The organism is Methylocystis sp., assembly GCF_050251305.1.
In the GTDB taxonomy this organism is placed as follows: domain Bacteria; phylum Pseudomonadota; class Alphaproteobacteria; order Rhizobiales; family Beijerinckiaceae; genus Methylocystis.
This window is the reverse complement of sequence record NZ_JBFWNB010000023.1, coordinates 23,386-45,627: the sequence shown is the minus strand read 5'-3', so window position 1 is coordinate 45,627 and position 22,242 is coordinate 23,386. Positions and strand designations below refer to the sequence as shown.

17 protein-coding genes are annotated in these 22,242 nt (G+C 62.7%); 11 read left to right on the top strand and 6 right to left on the bottom strand.

Annotation, left to right across the window (positions count from 1 at the left end; translation table 11 throughout):
• Window positions 1–145 precede the first annotated feature (145 nt).
• Window positions 146–565 (bottom strand): hypothetical protein, encoded by a 420-nt coding sequence (locus AB7F41_RS09740; protein WP_428385871.1) that lies wholly within the window; start codon window positions 563–565, stop codon window positions 146–148.
• Between the two features lie 458 nt (window positions 566–1,023).
• On the opposite strand from AB7F41_RS09740, the gene AB7F41_RS09735 reads away from it, so the two are divergent.
• On the top strand, window positions 1,024–1,710 hold the full coding sequence (locus tag AB7F41_RS09735) for an alpha/beta hydrolase (RefSeq protein WP_428385869.1): 687 nt from the start codon (window positions 1,024–1,026) through the stop codon (window positions 1,708–1,710).
• Here AB7F41_RS09735 and AB7F41_RS09730 read toward each other — a convergent pair.
• From AB7F41_RS09730 to AB7F41_RS09715, 4 genes are all read right to left on the bottom strand, one after another.
• Window positions 1,701–3,461 (bottom strand): thioredoxin domain-containing protein, encoded by a 1,761-nt coding sequence (locus tag AB7F41_RS09730; RefSeq protein WP_428406527.1) that lies wholly within the window; start codon window positions 3,459–3,461, stop codon window positions 1,701–1,703. The genes AB7F41_RS09735 and AB7F41_RS09730 overlap by 10 nt on opposite strands.
• A 431-nt stretch (window positions 3,462–3,892) precedes the next feature.
• The gene (locus tag AB7F41_RS09725) at window positions 3,893–6,259 is read right to left on the bottom strand and encodes a DUF3141 domain-containing protein (protein ID WP_428383174.1); all 2,367 of its coding nucleotides are present in this window, start codon (window positions 6,257–6,259) and stop codon (window positions 3,893–3,895) included.
• Window positions 6,260–6,274: 15 nt separating this feature from the next.
• Window positions 6,275–7,462 carry an acetate/propionate family kinase gene (locus AB7F41_RS09720; RefSeq protein ID WP_428383172.1) on the bottom strand — a complete coding sequence of 396 codons (1,188 nt, stop codon included), beginning with the start codon at window positions 7,460–7,462 and terminating at the stop codon, window positions 6,275–6,277.
• A 4-nt stretch (window positions 7,463–7,466) separates the two neighbouring features.
• Complete coding sequence (locus tag AB7F41_RS09715) at window positions 7,467–8,882, bottom strand: bifunctional enoyl-CoA hydratase/phosphate acetyltransferase (RefSeq protein ID WP_428383178.1); 1,416 nt, start codon at window positions 8,880–8,882, stop codon at window positions 7,467–7,469.
• A gap of 245 nt (window positions 8,883–9,127) precedes the next feature.
• Between AB7F41_RS09715 and AB7F41_RS09710 the strand changes: the two genes are divergently transcribed.
• The 7 genes from AB7F41_RS09710 to AB7F41_RS09680 all read left to right on the top strand — a co-directional run bounded on the left by AB7F41_RS09710 (window position 9,128) and on the right by AB7F41_RS09680 (window position 16,693).
• Window positions 9,128–9,910, top strand: coding sequence for a 3-hydroxybutyrate dehydrogenase (locus tag AB7F41_RS09710; protein WP_428383170.1), 783 nt, complete (start codon window positions 9,128–9,130; stop codon window positions 9,908–9,910).
• A gap of 101 nt (window positions 9,911–10,011) precedes the next feature.
• Window positions 10,012–10,848 (top strand): enoyl-ACP reductase FabI, encoded by an 837-nt coding sequence (gene fabI, locus AB7F41_RS09705; protein ID WP_428383168.1) that lies wholly within the window; start codon window positions 10,012–10,014, stop codon window positions 10,846–10,848.
• Between the two features lie 9 nt (window positions 10,849–10,857).
• Window positions 10,858–11,511: a CoA transferase subunit A gene (locus AB7F41_RS09700; protein WP_428383166.1), complete on the top strand. Its 654-nt coding sequence runs from the start codon at window positions 10,858–10,860 to the stop codon at window positions 11,509–11,511.
• Window positions 11,511–12,188 carry a 3-oxoacid CoA-transferase subunit B gene (locus tag AB7F41_RS09695; protein WP_428383164.1) on the top strand — a complete coding sequence of 226 codons (678 nt, stop codon included), beginning with the start codon at window positions 11,511–11,513 and terminating at the stop codon, window positions 12,186–12,188. Before AB7F41_RS09700 ends, AB7F41_RS09695 begins: the two co-directional genes overlap by 1 nt.
• An 819-nt stretch (window positions 12,189–13,007) precedes the next feature.
• Entirely contained in the window at window positions 13,008–13,631 is a 624-nt protein-coding gene (locus tag AB7F41_RS09690) for an SGNH/GDSL hydrolase family protein (protein ID WP_428383163.1), read from the top strand.
• A gap of 105 nt (window positions 13,632–13,736) precedes the next feature.
• A complete protein-coding gene (locus AB7F41_RS09685; protein WP_428383162.1) occupies window positions 13,737–14,609 on the top strand; it encodes a class I SAM-dependent methyltransferase in 873 nt (290 codons plus the stop codon).
• A gap of 1,397 nt (window positions 14,610–16,006) precedes the next feature.
• Window positions 16,007–16,693, top strand: coding sequence for a class I SAM-dependent methyltransferase (locus AB7F41_RS09680; protein WP_428383160.1), 687 nt, complete (start codon window positions 16,007–16,009; stop codon window positions 16,691–16,693).
• A gap of 105 nt (window positions 16,694–16,798) precedes the next feature.
• Here the strand turns inward: AB7F41_RS09680 and AB7F41_RS09675 are convergent, their stop codons facing one another.
• Window positions 16,799–17,773: an amidohydrolase family protein gene (locus tag AB7F41_RS09675; RefSeq protein ID WP_428383158.1), complete on the bottom strand. Its 975-nt coding sequence runs from the start codon at window positions 17,771–17,773 to the stop codon at window positions 16,799–16,801.
• Window positions 17,774–18,193: 420 nt separating this feature from the next.
• On the opposite strand from AB7F41_RS09675, the gene AB7F41_RS09670 reads away from it, so the two are divergent.
• From AB7F41_RS09670 to AB7F41_RS09660, 3 genes are read left to right on the top strand one after another with little or no spacing between them, the layout of a single operon-like run.
• The gene (locus AB7F41_RS09670; RefSeq protein WP_428383156.1) at window positions 18,194–19,714 is read left to right on the top strand and encodes a DUF4153 domain-containing protein; all 1,521 of its coding nucleotides are present in this window, start codon (window positions 18,194–18,196) and stop codon (window positions 19,712–19,714) included.
• A 10-nt stretch (window positions 19,715–19,724) separates the two neighbouring features.
• The gene (locus AB7F41_RS09665; protein WP_428383154.1) at window positions 19,725–20,420 is read left to right on the top strand and encodes a response regulator transcription factor; all 696 of its coding nucleotides are present in this window, start codon (window positions 19,725–19,727) and stop codon (window positions 20,418–20,420) included.
• On the top strand, window positions 20,417–22,036 hold the full coding sequence (locus AB7F41_RS09660; protein ID WP_428383152.1) for a HAMP domain-containing sensor histidine kinase: 1,620 nt from the start codon (window positions 20,417–20,419) through the stop codon (window positions 22,034–22,036). Before AB7F41_RS09665 ends, AB7F41_RS09660 begins: the two co-directional genes overlap by 4 nt.
• Window positions 22,037–22,242: the final 206 nt, after the last annotated feature.

Sequence of the window (22,242 nt, the reverse complement as noted above, 5' to 3'; positions counted from 1 at the left end):
TGGGGCGCGCAGCCGCTCGTCGGCCGCGCCCTCGTCGAGCGGGCGTGGCGCAACGCGACTCCAAATCCTATGCGGTGGAGCGAATCTGACTGAGCGAAGCGCGTTCAGCGAATGTGTGCGACGCCTGAAACGCCGATCATGCTTGCTATGAATTGCGAGGCGGCGACGTCGCAGACCAATTTGCAATCAACCCGGGCGGCCGCGGCGCGCGCAGTTCGTCTGGATCAAGTTTCGACGGTGAAATCTTCGCGCGCGTCAGGAGTGAGATCGTTCCCTTGGAGTTCGAAGCGACGGGAACAGCCAGGTCCGGCGCTGCGGAAGCGCACAAGACACAGCAATCCGCGCAATCTTGGAGCGGCGCCTTGCGATCTGTTTCGCCATCCGCCCGGTCACAGTGTTCTTCGAGAAAGAAAGCTGAAAGAACAGGATCGACAAAGTTCGACAATTCCGCCAATGGCCCGGCAAACGCCAGAAGACTCAATCCCCGCAGAACAAGCAGCGACAACGCCGCCGCCGCAATGATCTTGCGGCCTTGAGAGCGTCTCAGTGTCTGATGGTTGACCATCGGAATTGCCGCCGCCCAGCTTGAAGAGGCGATCCGCGCGCTATGCGCGTCGCCATCCCGCCTCTCTCACGAACACTTTTTTGTTATCCTACCAAACTGGTCGAGGCAATGGCCCGGGAAGCGTCAAAGCGGCTGCGCGTTCAATTCCTGAGCGCTGTTGCAATTGAGACACATCGCGGCGATTTCGCTCCGATCTCCGGCGAAGATATGGGGAGCTTGCTATCGTAATTCCCGCGGCGACAGAACACGTTCGAGGCGTGAGAATTCGCCTATTGCTGGAGCGACACCGCAAAGCAGACCAAAAATTTGATCTAAAACGGTCGCACAGGACTGTGGACTCCGGGGTTCATCGAACGTCGTCGGCGCGCGGCCGTCTTGCCATCGATGGCAGCCGGTTTGCATGCGTCGTCACGATAACCGTTCCATGCGCGTTCCCCGACATTCTCCAGAGGCCCGATATGCCAGTGATCGTCGAAGGGCCTATAATCGCCGCGCTGTCCTGCGGCAAGCCCGCCTATCTCGTGGTGTTGCTGCATGGTCCGGGCAGCTCGGGCGCAGCGATCATCGATCAGGCGCTGAACTGGGCGCCCACCATGCCCAAGGCCGATTTCGTCGCCGCGGAGGCGCCTTTTCCGTGCGCCTCAGGCGGACGGCAATGGTTCGAAAACGCCGATGCGAGCCCTGCGGCGATCAATGACGGCATCAGGGCGACGGCGCCGCTTCTCGACGCCTTCCTCGACGACATGCTGGCGCAACGCCGACTCCCCGACAGTCACCTCGCGCTTGTTGGCTTTTCACATGGCGCAATGCTGGCGCTGCATGTCGGCCTCAGACGTCCGAAGCCGATGGCGGCGATCGTCGCTTTTTCCGGCGTGCTCTATGACGAACGAGCGCTTATAGAGGACATCGCCTCGAAGCCGCCTGTGCTGATGATTCATGGCGAAGCCGATCCGATCGTGCCTTTCAGCGCAATGACCGCGACGAAAGAACGGCTCAAGGCGCTCGGCGCGCCGGTGAAGAGCCTGCGCCGGCCCGGATTGGGTCACGCAATGGATGATGACGGCATCCTCGTCGCAGGCGATTTTCTCTCCGCATTCGTCGTCCACAAGCCTGCGGCCAGCGCGCAGGACCACGATCACGGCTGAGGCCGCGCGCCGCTCGCGCCCGCTTGCGCCGCGTCGACCTCTCGAAGCGTGGCGAGCAGGCCGGCCTCGTCCCATGCGGGCAGCGAGCAGGTTTCTCCGGCGCAGACAAAGGCGGCGGCGTCCCTGTCTCCGATCGATTGCGCCGCGCCGGCAAGCATCGGCGTCTGCAATCCTTCGCCGTCAACGACGATGCGGTCGATGGCGGGCAAGCGTAGCGCCGCTTCGTAGAGCGCCTGCCGCGCCGCGCCGACCGTGACGATCGTTTTCGCGCGAAGGCGCAGATCCAGAGCGTTGAGCGTCGCGAGATGGACGAAAATATTCGAGCCGATCATGGCGCCGAGCGCCGCGAACATGGCGTCGGCGCGCCGCCGCCACTTCTCGTCGCCCGTCTGCGCCGCAAGGCGGACCAAAGCCGACAGATAAACCGGATGCGCGTTCGGAATCGCGTCGTCGGCGGTCGGCGCAAGCCGCATGATCACATCTTTCGCATCGCGCGCCGCCATCTGCAGGAAGCCGGTCTGCGCGTCGAGATGCCAGGCGTCCAGGGCGTCGGCCCAGGCGATGGCGTCGGCGAGATAGTCGCGCCGCGCAAAATCCGCCTTGCGCCAGTTGCGCGCTTCATGGAGCGCGAGCGCGGCGCCGATCATGCCCGCGTGATCGAGCGCCATGCCCGGCTTGACGAGTGCGTCCGCGCGCCAGCTATGCGCCAGTCGCCGTCGTCCCTCGCCATCCTCGAACTGCATGGTTGCGACAATGAAATCATAGGCGCGCGCCGCCATCTCGACCCAACCCGGTTCGTCAAAGGCGGTCGCGGCCTCGACGAGGGCCATGATCATCAGCCCGTTCCAGTCCGCCATGATCTTGTCGTCTCGACCCGGACGCACGCGCCGCGCACGGGTCAGAAACAGCTTCTCGCGCATGGCGGCGAGACGCGCCTCCTCTTCGAGCGAACCCTGCGGCGCGACGAGGCGATTCAGGATCGTCACCATCTCGCCGCGCGACTCGTCATGCCAATTGCCGGCAGGCGAAGCATCGTAGAAACGCGCGAAGAAGGCGGCGTCTTCCGGGCCGAGACAGGCGACGATTTCGTCCCAGGTCCAGACATAGAAACGCCCCTCGGCGCCTTCGCTGTCCGCGTCGAGACTGGCGCAAAAGGCGCCGCCGGGGACGCCCTTTCCGATCTGTGACGCAAAATTACGCATCTGTGCGGGCGTCAGGTTGAGCGCGCCGGCGCCGGACGGCGCTTTGTCGGATTGCTCCAACCGGGCGCGCACAGCGTTCACATTCTGTGCGATCGTCTCAGGCTCTCCGGCGAAGACTTCGGCGACGCGCTTGAGCACGCTCACGAAGGCGGGCCGTCCATACTGGTCGGATTTGGGAAAATAGGTCCCGCCCCAGAACGCCTCGCCTCCCGGCGTCAGGAACATCGTCAGTGGCCAGCCGCCCCTCTGCCCGAGCGACTGCAGCGCCGTCATGTAGAGATGGTCGATGTCCGGACGCTCCTCGCGATCGACTTTGATATTGATGAAGAGTTCGTTCATGACCTGGGCGGTCGCCGGATCTTCGAAAGATTCATGGGCCATGACATGGCACCAGTGGCAGGCCGCGTAGCCGACCGACAGGAGGATCGGCTTTCGCAATCGGCGCGCTTCCTCGAGCGTTTCCTGCGTCCACAGCCGCCAATGGACCGGATTATCGGCGTGTTGCAGAAGGTAGGGGCTCGCCGCCCGGTAAAGTTCGTTGCGTGGCATCGGCTTCGTCGGTTTGAGGGCGCTTCCATCGCCGATAGGGCGATTGACTCGACATTCGGGCGACGCATGTAGCGCTGGTTTGCCTCACGCAAGCAAGCGGCTTGCCGGAACTTGCCGGAGCCGTAAGTAACATGCCGCCCCGGGGCGCTCGGACCGGTTCGCCATCCGGCCGAGAGCGTTGGCGCGACAGATTTTGTCTCATTGGGATCCGCGATCAGTGGATCGCGCGCCTCAAATGGCTGGATCGGAACATCCGTGTGGTTCGCGCCATCCGGGTGGCGGAAGCAGCGTGGACGCTTGCCGCTTGGGAGGGCGGCGCATAGCCGACGCCATCTTTCCGTCTGCGGGCGCGCCCGCTCCCAAACGAGGCTCCGCGCCAAGCTCGACCGAGCAGCCGCCTGCGGTTGATGACCGGCTTTGATGACGCCCGATCAGGCGGCCTCCTCCGACTCTTCCGCGCCATCGCCAATTTTCAGCGGGTCGACGCGAGCCAGATTGGTCTGGATGGGCGCAAGGTCGAGCGCCTTGCGGATCTTTTGCAACATCAGGATGGTGCGCGGCTCCATTTCTTCGATGGCGCCCGCGACGAATTCGATTGAGGCGACGGCTTTCTCTCGCTCGTCAAACGTCAGAAGATTTCGCAGCGTCTCGATCGCCTGCTCGCGCTCGAACTCCACAATGATCGACTGCTCGTGAATGAGTTGCGCGCGATGTTGCGCGCCGAGCGATACGAAAGGTTCATCGCAACTCAGCATATGCGCCGAGCGTTCAAGGCGGTCGCGGCGCACCGAGCCGCGCGCTTCGCTGAGCAGCAGCAGCATGCGGATGACGGCTTCGGCGAAACCGCCACGGCCAATATTGAGCAAAGCCGCCTGCGCCTCCGGCATGAGCCGCAATTCGCTCGGGTCCTTGTGCGTGCGCTGGAAGTCATGTCGGCGTCCGACCCAGCGCATGAACGGATGGCCGTAGATTGACAAGAAGGCCGCTTCGTAACAGGCGTCGCGCATGTCACGCCAAAGATCGAGCGTCTGCTCGACGCTGCTGGCCCAGAGGCGTTCGGCGAGAACGAACGGATTGTCCGCAGCGACCTTCGTTGGCTCCTTGCGCGCCGCCTCAGCGGCTGTGGAGACCCAGGCCATCGCCGGATTTTCACTGGAAAAGACCTGGCGCTGCAGTCGCGCCGGATGAACTTTCCTCATGGACGTCGCCGTCTGCGGCGTCACCATGGACTGTACAAAGGGGCGCATATAGAGATCATAGAAATCGGCGGCATGTTCGGAAAGGCGCGCGACTGCGGCGAAATCGGGCTCTTCGCTGCGATCGTTCTCGTCAACCTTGAGGATATCCGAGACGCGACGCTCGGCGAAGCTCACACGGAAGCGCTTGTGCACCCCTTCGCCAGTCTCCTCCTCGATCTTCATCTCATAGAGACCAGGCGCGAGCGCCTCAATCGTCTTCATCGTCGAGGTGACTTCGGCATGTTCCTTCTTCGCCACTGAGGATGAAACGAAAATGCCAAGATGGCCCACTTTCTCGTGGATCATATAGACGATGCGTTGGCCGCAGATCCTGATTTCATGTTCGTCGGCGTAGGTGTCGACGATCCAATTGAGCGCCTGCTGCGGCGGCGTGATATTGTCGCCCCAGCTCGCGAAGACGATGATGGGCGAGCGGATCGCCTTGAAGTCGAGCCGTCGGCCGCGTTCGATGCGCGCCTCTCCGCGCGACAGCTTGTTGCCGACGAAGAGCTGCTCGACGATCCAGCGGATTTCCGCTTCCGTCATATAATGAAAGCCGCCCCACCAGCGTTCGAATTCGAGGAATTTGTCGCGGCCGTTTTCGACGTCGGCGAAAAGATCGTAATATTTCGCGAAGAAATTTCGGCCGGGATTGAGCAGCTCGAAATTCGACACAAGATGCGCGCCGTCGAACTCGCCATGGCCGAGATCCGCCAGAAAGAGAACGCTCGCGAGGCCGCCCAAGAGACCGCCATTGTAGCGCATCGGGTTTTCGCCGATGCGGCCGGACCAGTAAGCGAGCGGAGAGCCATTGATCACAAGCGGCCCGGTAATGTCCGGATTGGCGGACGCAAGCACCATGGCGGCCCAGCCGCCCTGACAATTGCCGACGATGATCGGTTTCGGCGATTTGGGGTGGCGATGCGCGATCGTCTTCACGAAAGCGGCCTCGGCGCGCATGACGTCGGCGAGCGTCTGTCCTGGCTCCGGATGCGGCCGGAAGACAAGGAAATAGACCGGGTGGCCATCATGCAGCGCGACGCCCACCTGGCTGTCGGATTTGAAGCCGCCGATTCCGGCGCCGTGCCCCGCGCGGGGATCGATGATGAGATAGGGCCGCTTCCAGTCGAACGTCTGAACGCCCTGCGGAGGCGTGATGCGCAGCAGAATATAATTGACCGGACGCGGCAGGTCGCGGCCGTCGAGAACCACTTCCGACTCGTAGGAGAGAACCGGAGGCGACCCAGCGGCTTCATGCTTTGCGTCATTGTCCGCGCGCTCGCGCAAAATGTCGAGCGTGAGGAGCCCGCGGCGGATGACATCATTCGCATAGGACGTCGCGTCGTCCTGAAGTTGATTCGCGCCATTGGCGGCGGCGAGCGCGGCGCTCGCCGCCGAGAATTTCCGCCAGAACGCCTGAGTCCGGGCCCCGTGCGTTCGCGCGATCTTCTCAAGGTGGCGCGCCGTCGCCGTCATCACCTGCTGCGTTTCCAAACCGGCGATCGACTGATCTTTGGCGAAACGCGTCGGGAAGTCGATGAGGCTGAAAGTCGGCTCCATTCTTATTCGCTCCATTCAAGCTGCGGCCGCGGGACTCAACCCTATGGCCTCTACGACGTGTTGCGCGATCATCGCCTCCTCGTCCGTGGCGAGCGCGTAGATCGACGCTGACGAAGCGGGCGTGGAGATGAGCTGAGCATGCGCCTCATTGGCGTCGCGGTCGCAAGCGAGGCCAAGCCAGCCAAGCTTTGCGACGACGTCGGCGCGTATGCGCGCCGAATGCTCGCCGATGCCGCCGGTGAAAACGAGCGAATCGACTCCTTCGATCGTCGCAGCAAGCGCGGCGATGTCCATTCCGACGCGGTGGACGAAATAGTCGATTGCTTCTTGCGCAAACGGCGCGCTCGACGCCTCGAGCGCGCGCATGTCCTGCGAGACGCCGGAAAGACCCAAAAGTCCCGACTCGCGATACAGCAGGCGCGAGAGCTCCGCCGTCGAGATCCCGTCGTGTTCGAGCAGATAGAGCAGCAGGCCAGGGTCGACCTGGCCGCAGCGCGTGCCCATCGGCAGGCCGTCAAGCGCCGAAAATCCCATCGTTGACGCGATGGAACGCCCGTCTTTCATTGCGCAGACCGACGCGCCATTGCCGAGATGCGCGACGATCACGCGCGCCTTGGCGCGCGGCGGATCGATCTCACGCAGCCGACGCGCGATGAACTCATAGGACAGCCCATGAAAACCGAAGCGCCGCAAGCCGCGGTCGTAAAGCGCGCGCGGGAGCGCATAGGCGTCATTGACGAACTGATGGCCGCGATGGAAGGCGGTGTCGAAACAGGCGATCTGCGGCACGCCCGGAAAGGCCGTGCGCGCTGCGGCGACCCCTGCGAGATTATGCGGCTGGTGCAGCGGCGCGAGCGGAATGAGCGCCTGAAGCGCCGCGATGATCGGGGCATCGAGAAGGACAGGCCCGGCATAATCGACGCCGCCGTGAACAATGCGGTGCCCGACCGCGCTGACATTGATGTCGGGAAAGGCGTCCCCGATCCAGTCGACGATGGCGCGTGTCGCAGCTTCATGGTCATTCGCGGCAAGCGACAGGCGATCCTCGTCACGGCCCAAAATGCGCGCCCGAAAGCTTGGCGTCGCGCCGAGTCCTTCGGCCTGGCCCTTGGCGATCAACATCGGCCGGTCCGCCTCAACGCGAAACAAGGCGAATTTGATCGACGAAGATCCGGCGTTCAGCGTCACAACGTGTTGGCGCACGCGTTTACTCCGCCGCCGCGGGCAGCGACTGAGTCGCCGGAACAGCCGCGCCGGTCTCGCGCCAGTGGTCGTAGAGCGCGGCGAGCGCGCTCGACGCAAGCCGCGCGCGGTCGTTGTCGGCGCGGCTCGTGAGCATCACCGGAACTTTGGCGCCGAGCACGAGGCCGGCGGCCTCGGCGCGCGCGACGAACGTCAATTCCTTCGCGAGCATATTGCCGGCTTCAATATTGGGCGCGACAAGAATATCCGCGCGCCCGGCGACGAAGGAGGTGATGCCCTTGGTGCGCGCGGCGCCGATATCGACGGCGTTGTCCATCGCCAGCGGACCGTCGACCACGCCGCCTTTGATCTGGCCGCGTTCCGCCATTTTCGACAGGATTGCGGCGTCGAGCGTCGATGGAATGGCGACATTGACCGTCTCGACCGCGGAGAGCACGCCGACTTTGGGCGCTTCAACGCCGCAGGCGTTGGCGAGATCGATGGCGTTTTGGACGATATCGACCTTCACCGAGAGATCCGGCGCAATATTGACGGCGGCGTCGGAAATGAAGAGCAGGCGATCCAGCGTCGGCGCGTCCATCGCAAAAACATGACTGATGCGCCTCGCCGTTCGCAGACCGGCGTCCTTTTTTACGATCGCGCCGAGGATTTCGTCGGAATGAACATTGCCCTTCATGATGGCGCGCGCCTCGCCGCGCTGGGTCAGCTCGACGGCGCGATGACAGGCGTCATACGCATTCGCGGCGTTGATGATCCAACTCTCGTCGACCGCTACGCCGGACGCCGCAGCGACGTCGAGAATCTTGGCCCGCGAACCGATCAGCAAAGGTTCGATGAGCCCGCGTTCGGCGGCGAGAACGGCCCCGGCGAGGGAATTCTGTTCATCGGGACATACGACTGCAGTGCGCAGCGGATTGAGCCCCGCGGCGCGATCGATCAATCGAGAAAAATGGTCATGCCTATCAAAAATAATCGCTGGCAGCTCTTCGCGCCTCGAAATGATCGATTCAAGCGGCGCGGCGACTTCCGCGACGCCCTCGCAGGCGATCGAACCATCGGTTTTGGTTACGCGCACATCGAACAATGCGACAGGCTTCTCCCGCTTCTCGGCGCAGCGCACGTCCACGACGAGTCTGTCGCCGGGCCGCACGCGCGCGCCGAAACGAAAATTCTGCGCGAGGTAGAGCGTGCCGGGTCCGGGCAAAAGATTGCCAAGCACCGCGGAAACGAGCGAACCGACCCACAGCGACGGCGCGATGGCGTCGGAGTCGTCGTCGCCCGGCAGCATCAGCGGATTGAGATTGCCCGAGGCGTGCGCGAAAAGCACCAGATCCTCGGTCGTACACGACCGCTCGATACGCGCGCTTGCGCCGATCTGCAGCTCGTCCCAGGTGGTATTGCGGATCGGAGTGTGAGTCATCGCCATGCCGCCTCCGCATGAAGCGATTGCGCGTCAAACATCTCGCGTCTGCGGGCGCATCCGATATGCTGGATCATCATCCGTGATCTTGGCGCTTGCCCTTGACAGCCAGATGAAACCGCAGAGCGTCAATTTGCCGTCGCAGCTTTTTCGAACGCTTCACCGAAACATCATGAAAGCTTCACATAGAAGTTGATCTGCCGGTCTACGCCGACGCGTGCTCAACCTTGTGAGTGGAAATTCAGATGATCCTGGGCAAGACGGCGCTCGTGACGGGCTCAACAAGCGGCATCGGTCTTGCCATTGCGCGAGCGTTTGCGGCGCAGGGCGCCAATGTCGTAATCAATGGCCTCGGCGTCGCCGAGGACATTGAGGAGGAGCGCCTCGGAATCGAGCACGAGTTTGGCGTCAAATCCATCTACTGCCCCGCGGATCTAGGGGCTCCGGCAGCGATCGCCGAGATGATCGTCGAGGCCGAAGAAGCCTTCGGGTCCGTCGATATTTTGGTCAACAACGCCGGCGTTCAGTATGTGGCGCCGCTGGAAGAGTTCCCGACCGAAAAATGGGACTCGATCATTGCGATCAATTTGTCAGCCGCCTTTCACACGATCCGCGCCGTCGCCCCAGGCATGAAGCGACGCAATTGGGGACGCATCGTCAACACCGCCTCAACCCATGCGCTCGTCGCTTCGCCTTTCAAATCCGCCTATGTCGCGGCGAAGCACGGCATTGCGGGACTGACCAAGACCGCGGCGCTCGAATTCGCGCGCGATCGCATCACGGTGAACGCCATCGCGCCGGGCTATGTCTGGACGCCTCTCGTGGAAAAGCAGATTCCAGCCACGATGGCGACGCGCCACATGACTCGCGAGGAAGTCGTTCACGACGTGCTTCTTGAAGCGCAGCCGACGAAACAATTCGTCACGTCGGAACAGGTCGCCGCGCTTGCGGTTTTCCTCGCGTCAGAGGACGCCAGCTCGATAACCGGCGCAATTCTGACGATGGACGGCGGCTGGACGGCGCACTAATTGCACGCTTTGCATCCTGCTCTGGAGCTCGTTCATCAAGCGGTCACTGCGCGACTCTAGAAGCCCGACGCCGAACAGTCCGCCTGCAAAGGAGCGACGTGATGACGCTTGCCGACGAAACCTGTCGAGCGGTCGACCCTCTTCCGAAAGTATGGGACCCGGACAGCCGCATCGGGGACATGTTGCGCGGCAAGCGCGGCCTCGTCGTCGGCGTCGCCAATGAGCACAGCATCGCCTTCGGTTGCGCGTCGAAGCTGCGCGCCTTCGGCGCGGAACTGGCGATAACCTACGCCAACGAAAAATCTGAAAAATACGTTCGGCCGCTCGCTGAGCAAATTCAGGCCAGTTTGATTATGCCGCTCAACGTCGAGCATCCAGGAGAGCTCGAGGCGGCGTTCGATCAAATCCGGGCCGAGTGGGGCCAGCTGGATTTCCTGATTCATTCCATCGCTTTTGCGCCGCGCGAGGATCTTCACGGCCGGGTGGTCGATTGCTCCCTCGCCGGCTTTCAGCAGGCGATGCATATCTCCTGCTACTCCTTCATCGAGATGGCGCGCCTCGCCGAGCCCCTGATGACGCAGGGCGGCGCGCTACTGACCATGAGCTATCATGGCGCCGACAAAGTCGTTAATCATTACAACGTCATGGGTCCGGTCAAAGCGGCGCTCCAGGCGACGGTGCGCTACCTTTCGGCCGAACTCGGGGAAAATGGCGTCCGCGTCTATGCGGTCTCTCCGGGTCCGCTGAAGACTCGCGCCGCCAGCGGCATCGCGCAGTTCGATGAACTGGTTGACGCAGCGGTTGCGCGGAGTCCGGAGCACCGTCTCGTCGACATCGCCGAAGTTGGACGGGTGGTCGCATTCCTTGTCGGCGGCGGCGCGTCCGGCATGACCGGCGACACGATCTATGTCGACGCCGGCCTTCACAACATCGGCTAGGCGAGTCTGATGAAAAAAGCGATCACCGTGCAGGAAGCCGTCGATCTCATCCCCGACGGCGCGAGCGTGATGTTCGGAGGTTTTCTAGGGGTCGGCTCGCCTGAACGCCTGTTCGACGCGCTGGCGGCGCGCGGCGCGAAGCGACTGACCGTCATCGGCAATGACACGGCGCGGCCTGGCGTTGGCGTCGGCAAGCTGATCGACGCTGGATGCGTCGCGCGCGTGATCGCGTCGCATATCGGCACAAATCCGACGACGCAGCAGAAGATGATCTCCGGCGAAATCGAGGTCGAGCTCGTTCCGCAGGGCACGCTCGCCGAGCGCATTCGCGCCGGCGGCAGCGGCCTCGGCGGCGTGCTGACGCCCACCGGCGTCGGGACGACGGTGGCCGAAGGCAAGCGTGTCCTCGAGATCGAAGGCGTAGAATATCTTCTCGAACTGCCGATTCACGCCGAGTTCGCGTTGCTGCACGCGCATGAGGCGGACTATTTCGGCAATCTCACCTATCGTCTGACCGCCGCAAATTTCAATCCGGTCATGGCTTTCGCCGCTGACTGCGTCATCGTCGAATCGGATCACATCGTGCCTGTCGGCGTGATTCCGCCGGACGCTGTGCGCACTCCTGGCGTGCTCGTCGATCATCTCGTCGCGAGGGCCTGCTGATGGATGCGAAAGAGGTTATCGCGCGCCGCGTCGCATTGGAATTGCGTGACGGCATGATGGTCAATCTGGGTATCGGCCTGCCGACGCTCGTCGCCAACTATGTTCCCCAGGGCATGCATGTCGCGTTTCAGGGCGAAAACGGCATTATCGGCTTCGGGGCGCCGCCGCCGCAAGGCATGGAGGATCCCAACCTGACCGACGCTGGAGGCGGCTTCATCTCGGCATTGCCCGGCGCAATGGCGTTTGACAGCGCGACGAGCTTCGCGCTCATTCGCGGCGGCCATCTGGACATGACGGTGCTTGGCGGATTGCAGGTCGATTCGAAGGGGCGCCTCGCCAATTGGATGGTTCCAGGAAAAATCGTGCCCGGCATGGGCGGCGCGATGGATCTTGTCTCCGGCGCCAAACGCGTGATCGTCGCCATGCAACATAGCGCCAAGGGCAATCCAAAGATTGTCGAGGAACTGACGCTGCCGCCAACTGCGGCGCGCCGCGTCAATTTGATAGTGACGGAATTGGCGGTGATCGAACCAACCGACGACGGTTTGGCGCTGCGCGAACGGGCGCCTGGCGTCAAGGTCCAAGACATCGTGGCGGTGACGGGCGCGAACCTGTTCATTCCTGCCGACGTGCCCGAAATGGCGCTGTCCGCCAACTCAGCTCCGATCGACCTCTGAGCATGGAATAGGCGCCAAAGCGAGCTGCTGGCGACCAACGGCCCATCTTTGTCAACCAGTGGGTCCGCACCCGCCGAAGCGCGCATGCCTCTCGAAAGGTCTGAACAGCGAGCGAGCCTCGCGTCAAAAGACCGTAACGGCGACGCGATAGAGGTCGGCTTTCAAAATCCGCAAATTTGGGCCTCGCCGGCGCGAGCCGGCGGGGCTCTTCGCTGAGCCGAGAAGGCGCAAGGAAATAGGAGCGGCGGCGCAAGGGCCTGAAAGCGCCCGCTAAGATCGCCCTCTGCGCGGTGGGAGCTCGTGGAGTCGGGCATCCAGCCAAGCCTTCGCCAAGCGCCCGTCTGCCGCCATGCGATTTAGTCTCTTGCGCAATCTACGCAGCAGGTCTGAATCAACCGACGCGGGCTTCTGCAACGCGGCCGATCACCTACATTTGGGAAGCGAAGACGGCATCCACGAAATTCATGAACGACGTTTTCGCGACGCGTTAGTGACGTTCGACGAACCCTGGTCTCCGAATGTTCAGTGCTGAGCGCCATTCAATCGCAGCGCGGTTTATTCACCGCGCTTCCGAAGGCTATCGTGGCGAGACCTTGATCGCTAACGTTCGTCAGGATTGCCCCGATGCGACGATACAAGATTTGGCTGCAGCGGCTTTTCTGGCGGTCACTCGGCGCCATGTCGACCAAGCATCAGCGTATGCGATTTATGACGTCGCAATCATGCTCCACAGGGCGAACAAGCTTTCTGCATGATCCAGGTTTGGGCGAGACCAACTAGCCACAGCGGCGTCCGTCGCCAAGGAAGGGAGAGCCCGATATGCCTCCGCGGCGCATCGTTATTTTTGGTTCAAGCACAATCTACGGAACAGCGGACAAAGACTGTGGCGGATTTGTAAATCGACTCAGGCTTTGGCGCGAATCGATTGACGCACGCAATCGCGTATACAATCTTGGGATTTGGGGAGAGCAAACGCCGAATTTGATTCAACGGCTCCCTTTGGAGGCCGCAGCGAGACGACCCCATCTGATCATGGCGTATCCCGGTTTTAACGACAGCCGCCGCGATGGCCGGCGAGACGCTCCAAACGCGGTTTCGCTGGGACAATTCCGAGTCATGATGGAGGAGCTGATCTCTTCCGCGAAGGCCATATCCGAGACCGTGGTGATGACAGGCATTCCCTTTGACGAATCTCGCACGACGCCATTGTCCGGAACCGACTCCTATTACTTGCTCCATGACGCTGAAGCCTATTCAAATGAGCTGGTTTCGGTCGCGCGCGCGCAAGGCGCCAGGATACTTGATTTTTTCTCCATTCTTCAAAATGAAGACATGAGCCCGCTGCTCGCCGACGACGGGCTTCATGGCAACGCAAAATGCCATGAGCGATTGTTCCACATGACCCGCGAATTCATGATGTCCGAATTCAGCATAAGCGCATGAAAAGCCGGCGCGGCGGATGACCGGAACGATGTTCCGGCCCGTATCGGAGATCGGCGCCGCCGACCGCCGTTGAGTTGCGTCGCATGACAGCGCTGGGGACTGGCTATGAGCAACGACAACAAAAACCCGAATCCGCTCTACGTTCTCGGTCACTCCGATCACGAGCTCAATCGCCTTCGCGCCCAGGCGCGTTTCCTTGAGCCCGTCACAAGGCGGTTCCTGAGCGAAGCGGGCGTCACGCAGGGCATGCGCGTGCTTGACGTCGGCAGCGGCGCCGGCGAAGTCGCCTTTCTCGCGGCCGAACTCGTTGGAGAGACAGGAAGCGTGCTTGGCGTCGACAAGGCGCCCGCAGCAGTTGCAGCAGCGATCACGGCGGCTCGGGAGCGTGGTCTTCGGAATGTTCAGTTCCGAGAAGGCGATCCTGGGGAGATCGAGTTCGACAGGCGCTTTCACGCAGCGATTGGCCGGTATGTGCTCCCGTTTCAGGCTGACCCCTCGGCGATGTTGCGTGGACTCGTCCGGCATTTGGTCCCGGGCGGTCTGCTCGCCTTTCATGAACCCGACTGGACGTTCGTTCGATCCTTCCCTCTCGCGCCGCTTTACGAACGAGCCTGTCGCTGGATCACTGACACGACATGGTTGAGCGGCCAGTCCTGGAACTTCTTGGACAGAACTCGCGCTGTTTTTGTCGGTGCGGACCTCCCTCCTCCCACGATGCGCATGCATACCTTCGTCGCAAGCGGCTCCGAGGCCCAAGAGTGGCTGGCTGGAGTGGGCGATATTGTCGAAAGCCTTCTGCCGACCATGGAGAAAGTGGGCGTGGCGACGGCCGACGAGGTCAATATCGAGACGTTCCGCGACCGCTTGCTCCAGGAGGCGCGATCGAACGGCAGCCTGATCGTCGGGCGCTCCGAGATCGGCATGTGGACCAAGGCTCGGCATGATGCAGTCGCGGGTCAAGCACCCGAAACGGAATAGCGTCGCGATGAGGCGCGGCGCATCCGCGACATAGAACAACCGGCGCGCCGCGTGAGTCGGCGCGCCGGCCGGTCCGCGGCCCCGCGCGTGAAAGCCAAATCCTCGCATCGTGCAACTATTTCGGCAGTCGCGCGTTTCCTGACTCGGCGAGAACGTTCAACGTCGGTCGATCCGTGCACTTCAACAAGACGATGTCGGGGAGGAAAAATATGAGGGCGTTAAGGGTCACTCGAAACGCAGCGGCCGCTGCCGGCGCAATAGCGATGATGCTCGTTATGTCCGCAACGGAAGCGCCCGCGCGAGATCGATGCAAGACACACTTTCATGTGGGGACGGCTCGCGGATGGTCCGTTTCGCGGGTTCGAAACAACGCAGTGCACGCGTGGGAACGGGAAGCGAGAACACATGACGGGGCGCATTGGGCGCATTTTGTTAAGGCCTGCGACAAGAGCCTGATCTGCCGGCGGTTTCCGGGACGAGTCCAATGCACCGCGCGAGGCAGGCCCGGCGCGTCTTGAGAGGCGCCTCGGCTCCAATTTCGGCGAAGCCTGACGCCGGAGGATATGCGGCGCCGGTTCTGAGCCCCAAATGATCATTCAGCGCGGTTTCTTCCTTCCCCCGCGCAAGAGAGCGCCCCGACCGTGGATGTCACGGCGGGGCGTTCTTGCCGGGTCTTGCGGCGAGACCGGCTGAACGCGCCGGGCGCGCCGAGCAATTCCTCGCCAATGTCTTGACGTCGCTTCGCCCTCTTCAGCGCTTCGATATCGAGCGGCTTCAGGCGGCGGCGCTCTATTGAAAATCCGTGGGGTGAGCGCTGGATCGCGGTCGCGCACGACATGCTTCCAGTCCCGGCGGCGAGGCGGGACCGGCGCGCGGCGCGCCTGTCGCGATCCGTTTGGGAGCCGATGGATGCGGGAGTCGGACGAGATAAATGACCGACTCCGCAAGCGCGTGACGGCGCATCCGAAGATCGTCATGCGCGACGGGCAAGTCCAGAAGCGATAAGCGTTACTGTCGCTCGATAGGTCGTGCGGTTCACGGTCGGGGGTCGATCGCGAAGGCGGACAGTTTGACGGCGCGCCCAAGAACATGTCGAATCGCCGATGCGCCAACCCAACGCACAGCGCGCTTGTTGGGGGCCGAATTCAAGCAGCCTGCCGCCAGCGGCGGGAGGCGTCTCGCGAAGCCCGGATCTGGAAATGACGAGCATCCCTGAGGTTTGCTGCGTTTGTGGAGCTTCTTCGAACTCTGACGTTGAAGCGGCGATGGCGCCGGCGAATGTAAGGTCGCTGGCAAAGGCCCGGTTTCGCGTGTGGCGCTGTTCGTCGTGCCGCTCGATTCACGCTGGCGATCACGTAGACCTTGATCGGGCGTATCAATCGTATCCTTTTTTCAAAATGAAGCTCGATTGGGTGCTGCGGCTGGCGTATCGCCGCCTGACGCAGCGGCTGACCCGAGAGGGTTTGAAGCGCGGCCAGCGCGTGCTCGATTACGGCTGCGGCGGCGGCTCGCTAACGCAATATCTGCGGGAAAGAGGTTACGACGCGGTCGGTTATGACGCATATTCGCCCGCCTTCAGCGATCCTGCGCCGCTTGCGGAACGCTACGATCTCGTCATCTCGCAAGACGTGATCGAGCATGTCGAAGATCCCATTGATACGATCGCGCGCTTGGAGGCTCTCTGTCGTCCAGGCGGACTGATCGCCATCGGCACGCCGAACGCGGCCGCGATCGATCTCGATGAAGTAGGTAAATATGTTCATTCCCTACACCAACCCTATCATCGCCATATCCTCGCTCTGCCTGCGCTGCAGGAAGCAGGCCGAAACATCGGCTTAAAACTCGAGCGCACATATTTGAACGGGTACATGAATTTGCCAATCATCTCGATGAAATTTCTGCATTTTTACATGGACTGTTTCGATGGGACGCTCGACGTGCTTTTCGAACGCCCGCTGAACAGCGCGCGATTGTGGTTGAGTCCACGGACAGGTTTTTATTTTATTTTCGGGTATTGGCTTGGGGACAGGACGGAGGTCTTCGTGATTTTCCGTAAGCCTTCGGCGCCGGCGCGCCGCGAGTGAAACGGCGCGGAGCGCATGAAACGCCCTTGGGCGCTATTGGGCGCGCGGTTTGGCGCGGCGGCGAGCGCGCAAATTTGCAGCCGCGCGGGGCTCAATGCCGATTTCTCAGACGGCCAATCTGAACAGCCTGACCGCGTTCAGGCGACCAATCTTCTCCCGGTCGTTTTCGGCGATGCTCGCCGCGTCGAACCAATGCGCCGCGTCGCCGAGTTCCTCGAAGGGATAGTCGGTCGAGAACAGCACCCGATCCGACCCGATCTCCGAAATGGAGTTGACCAGCGCTTGCGTCCGAAACGAGCCGGACGTCGTGACGTAGAAATTCTGGTGGAAATACGCCTGAAACGTCTTCTTGATCTGAATGCCTCTCGGCGCGGTCGCAACGCGATGATCGACGCGCCAGATCAGAAAGGGGAGACCTTCGCCATGGTGGCCGACGATCACCTGGAGGTCGGGATGCCGGTCGAATAGACCGCTCCCCATCAGCCTGAGAGCGTGCGTCGCCGTCTCCACGCCGAAGGCCCATGCAGAGCCGAGCAGCCAAGGGTGCCCGTCGTAGATGCGGGACCGCGACGCGATGGGATCACGCGGATGCAGATAGAATGGTCGGTCGAGCTTCGCAAATTCGGTCCAAAATTCTTCGTAACGGCCGTCATCCAGATAGACGACGGACTCTTCGTCTCCGACCTGCGAAAATCCGTTTACAAGCGCGCCGACGAAACCGAGGTCTGCGATGCATCTCTGCGCTTCGAGGACGGCCGCCTCCGGATCTTGCAGCGGCAAAGCCCCGAAGGCGCGGAACCGATCGGGTCGTTTGGCGACGTGTTCGGACAGCAGATCGTTTGCCCGCTTCGCCATCTCGATCGCGGTCGGAACGTCGCTTATCGCCTGGATCGCCGGCGAATTCAGCGAGACGATCATCATTTCCATCCCGTGCTGATCCATAAGCTTCAGGCGAATGTCGCCGACGTCCAGAAGACGTTTTTTCATCTCGCTCCATTTTCGCTCCAAAACATATTCTTGCGAGGAGCTAAGCGTCGCGGGATGCGCGAAATGCTCTTCAAGGCCGATTTTTCCCTTCATGCCGCCTCCTCTTGAAAACAAGATAAGTAAGATTTGAGCGTCGCCCGCGCGCCGGGACCGCGAGGGCGGAGCCAGCGCAGCCTGCGGCGCGCGCTTTCCCCCGCTGTAGCGGGGCGCCCCCCGCATCGCTGATCCTTGCGGCGATTCCTGCCTGCACGAAATCTGCAAGAAAATCCTTGAAATTTCGTCGCGGCCATCACCTCGGCTGCACAGGCGGCCTGCACCGTCTGCGCATGGCAGAGGTCGTCTCATTCCCCCTTCGCACACGCCTTCCGCGCCGGCTGCTCAACGACGGCTGGTGGCTGGCGCACGAACCGGCGAAGCGGGCGACGACCGGCCTGCCGCCAACCGGACAGCGCCGCGCGCGCGTCATTCCATTTCCCGCGCCAACTCCCGCGCCAAACCAACGGAAACTGCCCGATGAGCGATGAAGCCCATTGCCTTTCCCTTCGCCCGCCGACGCGCTGGCTGATCCGCCATGCGGCGATCGCGGCCGCGCTTGTCGCGCTCGGCGACTGGCTCTTCTACGACGCGGTGACGCCTGGCCTGTCGCTCGCCCTGTTTCTCGCGGCCTGCGGTCTTGCGGCGATGATCGCAAATCCGGTCCGCGCGCGGGGGCCGCTACGGCTCGTCGCTCTGTCCGCGTTCGCGCTTGCGGGGCTGGCGATCGTCGAAGACCTCTCATGGGTCTCATTTTTCCTCGCGTCCGGCGCGACTCTGCTCTTTGCGCTGATCATGGTTTCCGGCGACGTTTCCGCTTGGCCTCGTCAACTGCGTCGCGCGCTCAGCCTTCCTTTCGTCGGCGGTCTCTGGCTCCTGGGAGACCTCCTGCGGGCGCGGAAACTGTGGTTGCGCAACCGCCGGCGGGTGGGGCGTCTTGCCGCGCTGACCGCCTGGGTCGCGCCGGTTCTGCTGTCCATCACATTCCTATTTCTCTTCGCCTCGGCCAATCCGCTGATCGATGATTGGGCGCTCTTACTCGATCCGCGCCGACTGCTCGATTTTCTTTCCGTCGCACGTGCGGGTTTTTGGCTTATGATCGCCTGCCTTGTCTGGCCGTTCGTCCATATGCGGCGTGGACGCATTCCGCCGAACGCGACGCCGGACTCGCCTGCGACGGCCAACCGCGATCTCGACATTCTGTTCGGCGGCGCCGCTGTGCTCCGCTCGCTCGTGATGTTCAATGCGCTTTTCGCAGTGCAGACGTCGCTCGATATCGCCTATCTTTGGGGCGGCCTCACGCTGCCGCACGGACTGACCTACGCCGCCTACGCCCACCGCGGCGCCTATCCGCTGATCGCGACCGCCGTGCTCGCCGCAATCTTCGTGCTGATCGCCATGCGGCCAGGCGGCCCGACCGACTACTCCCCACGGATCCGGCCGCTCGTGCTCCTTTGGGTGGCGCAAAACGTCCTGCTGGTCCTGTCATCGATGTTTCGCACCAGCCTTTATGTCTCGGCCTATTCGATGAGCGAACTCAGACTCGCCGCCATGATCTGGATGGGTCTCGTCGCGATCGGGTTGATCCTCATCGTCGTCCAGATCGTCCAGCGGAAATCGAACAGATGGCTGCTCAACGCCAACGCCGCCGCTGCGGCGGCCGTCCTCTACGCCAGTTGTTTCGTGAATTTTCCCTACATCGTAGCGAATTATAATGTCGAGCATTGTCTGGAGGCGACAGGCGCGGGACCGGCGCTCGACCTGCAATATCTCTTCTCGCTCGGAGCGCAGGCCATGCCGGCCTATGACGCATTCCGCCGCGCGCAACGCGGAAGCTGGGAACGCCCGGATTGGGCGGCGATACGATCCGAGGCGCAGGAGTCGCTCGCCGCGATGGGCTGGCGCGACTGGTCGTTCCGCCAATGGCGTTTGAAGCGCTACTTCGATAATGATCAGGAGTTGCGCGAAGCTGCGGATAGCGGCGCGCCGGGCGACCATTAGGCAGGCATCCGTGGTCCATCTCATTCTGGTCGCCGACGACGACCCTCATATTCGCGACATCATCTGTTTCGCTTTGGAGAAAGCCGGCATGAAGACGGCGGCGGCGCGCGACGGCGCGGAGGCGCTGCGCCGGTTCGCCGAGGAAGCGCCCGACCTCGTCGTCCTCGACATCGGCATGCCGGAGATGGACGGCCTGGAAGTATGCCGGCGCATCCGCAAGACCTCGGACGCGCCCATCCTTTTCCTGTCGGCGCGCGACGAGGAGATCGATCGCGTGATCGGACTCGAAATCGGCGGCGACGACTATGTCACCAAGCCGTTCAGCCCGCGCGAACTCGTCGCCCGCGTCCATGTCATTTTGAAACGCGCGCAGACAGGACGTCCCCATGAGCCGTCTTCGCTCACGCGCGGCGATCTGGTTCTCGACGCAGGCGCGCACTCCGCGACATTCGGGCGGCGACCCGTCGCTCTGACGGCGCTCGAATTCGCCATCGTCAAGACGCTGCTCAGCCGTCCCAACATGGTTTTCAGCCGCGATCAGATCCTCGATTCGGCCTATGGCGGCTTGGTTCATGTCGCGGACCGAACGATCGACAGCCATGTGCGCAACATCCGCGCGAAATTCGCGGCGGCGGGATGCGACAATATCGTCGACACGGTTCATGGCGTCGGCTTCCGCATCGGCCACTGCGGGCAAACGGCGTGAGCCTGCGCGGATCGAAAGTGCGCGTCTCCCGCAAATGGCGGCCAAGCGTGGGGTTGATCGTCGCGCTCGTCATGCTCGCCGCCCTCGCCTTGCCGCTCGCCGGCCTGTTCTTCTTCCGGATCTATGAGAACCAGCTTGTTCACCAGACCGAGTCGGAGCTTATTGGCCAGAGCGCGGTCCTGGCGGCGGTCATGCGGCGGGACATGGAAGCGACCCTGCCCGTCGGCGTCTCTCTCGGCGTCGAAGCGCCGCAATCGCCGGCCGACGCCGATCCATACCGCCCCATCACGCCAACCCTGGATCTCACGCGCGACGACATGCTTGGACGCAGGCCGGAAGCCGCACCCGCCTCTGCGCCGGCCGATCCGGCGTTTGTGGCGCTGGGCGTGCGGCTCGCGCCGGACCTCATCGAGACGCAGAAGACGACGCTCGCCGGCTTTCGTCTGCTCGATCCGAAAGGAGTCGTTATCGCCGGAGGAGAGGACGTTGGACTTTCTCTGGCGCATGTCGAAGAAGTCGCCGAGGCGCTGCGTGGGCGCTTCCGCAGCGTGATGCGCTTGCGCATCTCCAAGCACGACCCGCCGCCGCTTTACTCCTGGAGCCGGGGAACGGCCGTTCGCGTCTTCACCGCCATGCCGGTGACGCTCCATGGCCGGGTGGCGGGCGTGGTCTATGCGTCGCGCACGCCGAGCAACGTCTTCAAGAATTTCTATGAAGAGCGCGGCAAGGTCGCCGCCGCCGGCGCAACGATTTTTGTTTTGGCCCTTTTGATCGGCTCCATCTTCCAGCGGGCGATCACGCTGCCGATGCGAGAGCTGATGTCCCGCACCGCCGCGATCGCGCGCGGCGACCGTGCGGCGCTCACGCCAGTGACCCACCATGGCACGGCCGAATTCGCACAACTGACGCAGAGCTTCTTCGATATGGCCGAGGCCTTGCAAAGCCGGTCCGACTTCATCGCCACCTTCGCCGCCCACGTTTCCCACGAACTCAAATCGCCGTTGACCGCGATCCAGGGCGCGGCGGAACTGCTGCGCGAAGACGTCGGGACGCCGGCCGGGGGCATGAGCGACGCAGAGCGGCGGCGCTTTCTGACCAACATCATCGCCGACACCGGCCGTCTGACGGCGATCGTGCAACGGCTACGCGAACTCGCCCGAGCCGAAGCGACGCCCATCGCCGGAGAGACGACTCTCGAGAAAGGCCTCGCCGAGCTGCGCTCGGCCTTTAGCGCCCTGCGGATCGAAGCGGAAGGCCCGCTGTCCGCCAGCGTGGGGATGTCGCTGGAAAATGTGAGCGTTGCGCTTTCGCATCTCGCCGACAACGCACAGCGCCACGGTGCGACGAAACTCACGATTTCATGCGCGCGCAAAGGCGACGATCTGATGATCGTGGTGCGCGACGACGGGCGCGGCGTTTCCCGCGCCAACCGCGACCGAATCTTTGACAGTTTCTTCACCACCCAACGCGAGGAAGGCGGCACGGGCATGGGGCTCGCGATCGTCCGCGCCATGCTGCAAGCCCACGGGGGCAGCATTGATTTTATTGAGGAAGGCGACGACGAAACTTCGCGCGGCGCCGCCTTCGCGATCGCCATCCCGCTGGCCCATCGATAACGCCGCGCTTGATCGCCATCGGCTCGGCGTCGGCGCAAGACAGGGCGAATAGATCAGTGTTTTCGTCGGCCGACCGCCGCGCTTTAAGACAGCAATATTCGAGAAACAAATCAGTTGCATCTAAGTCGCTTGGACCGCCCGGCCGTCACTATTCAGTCGCAGTTCACTGTGCTTTGAGTAGCCGTTATTGACCGGTAGCCGGCGCT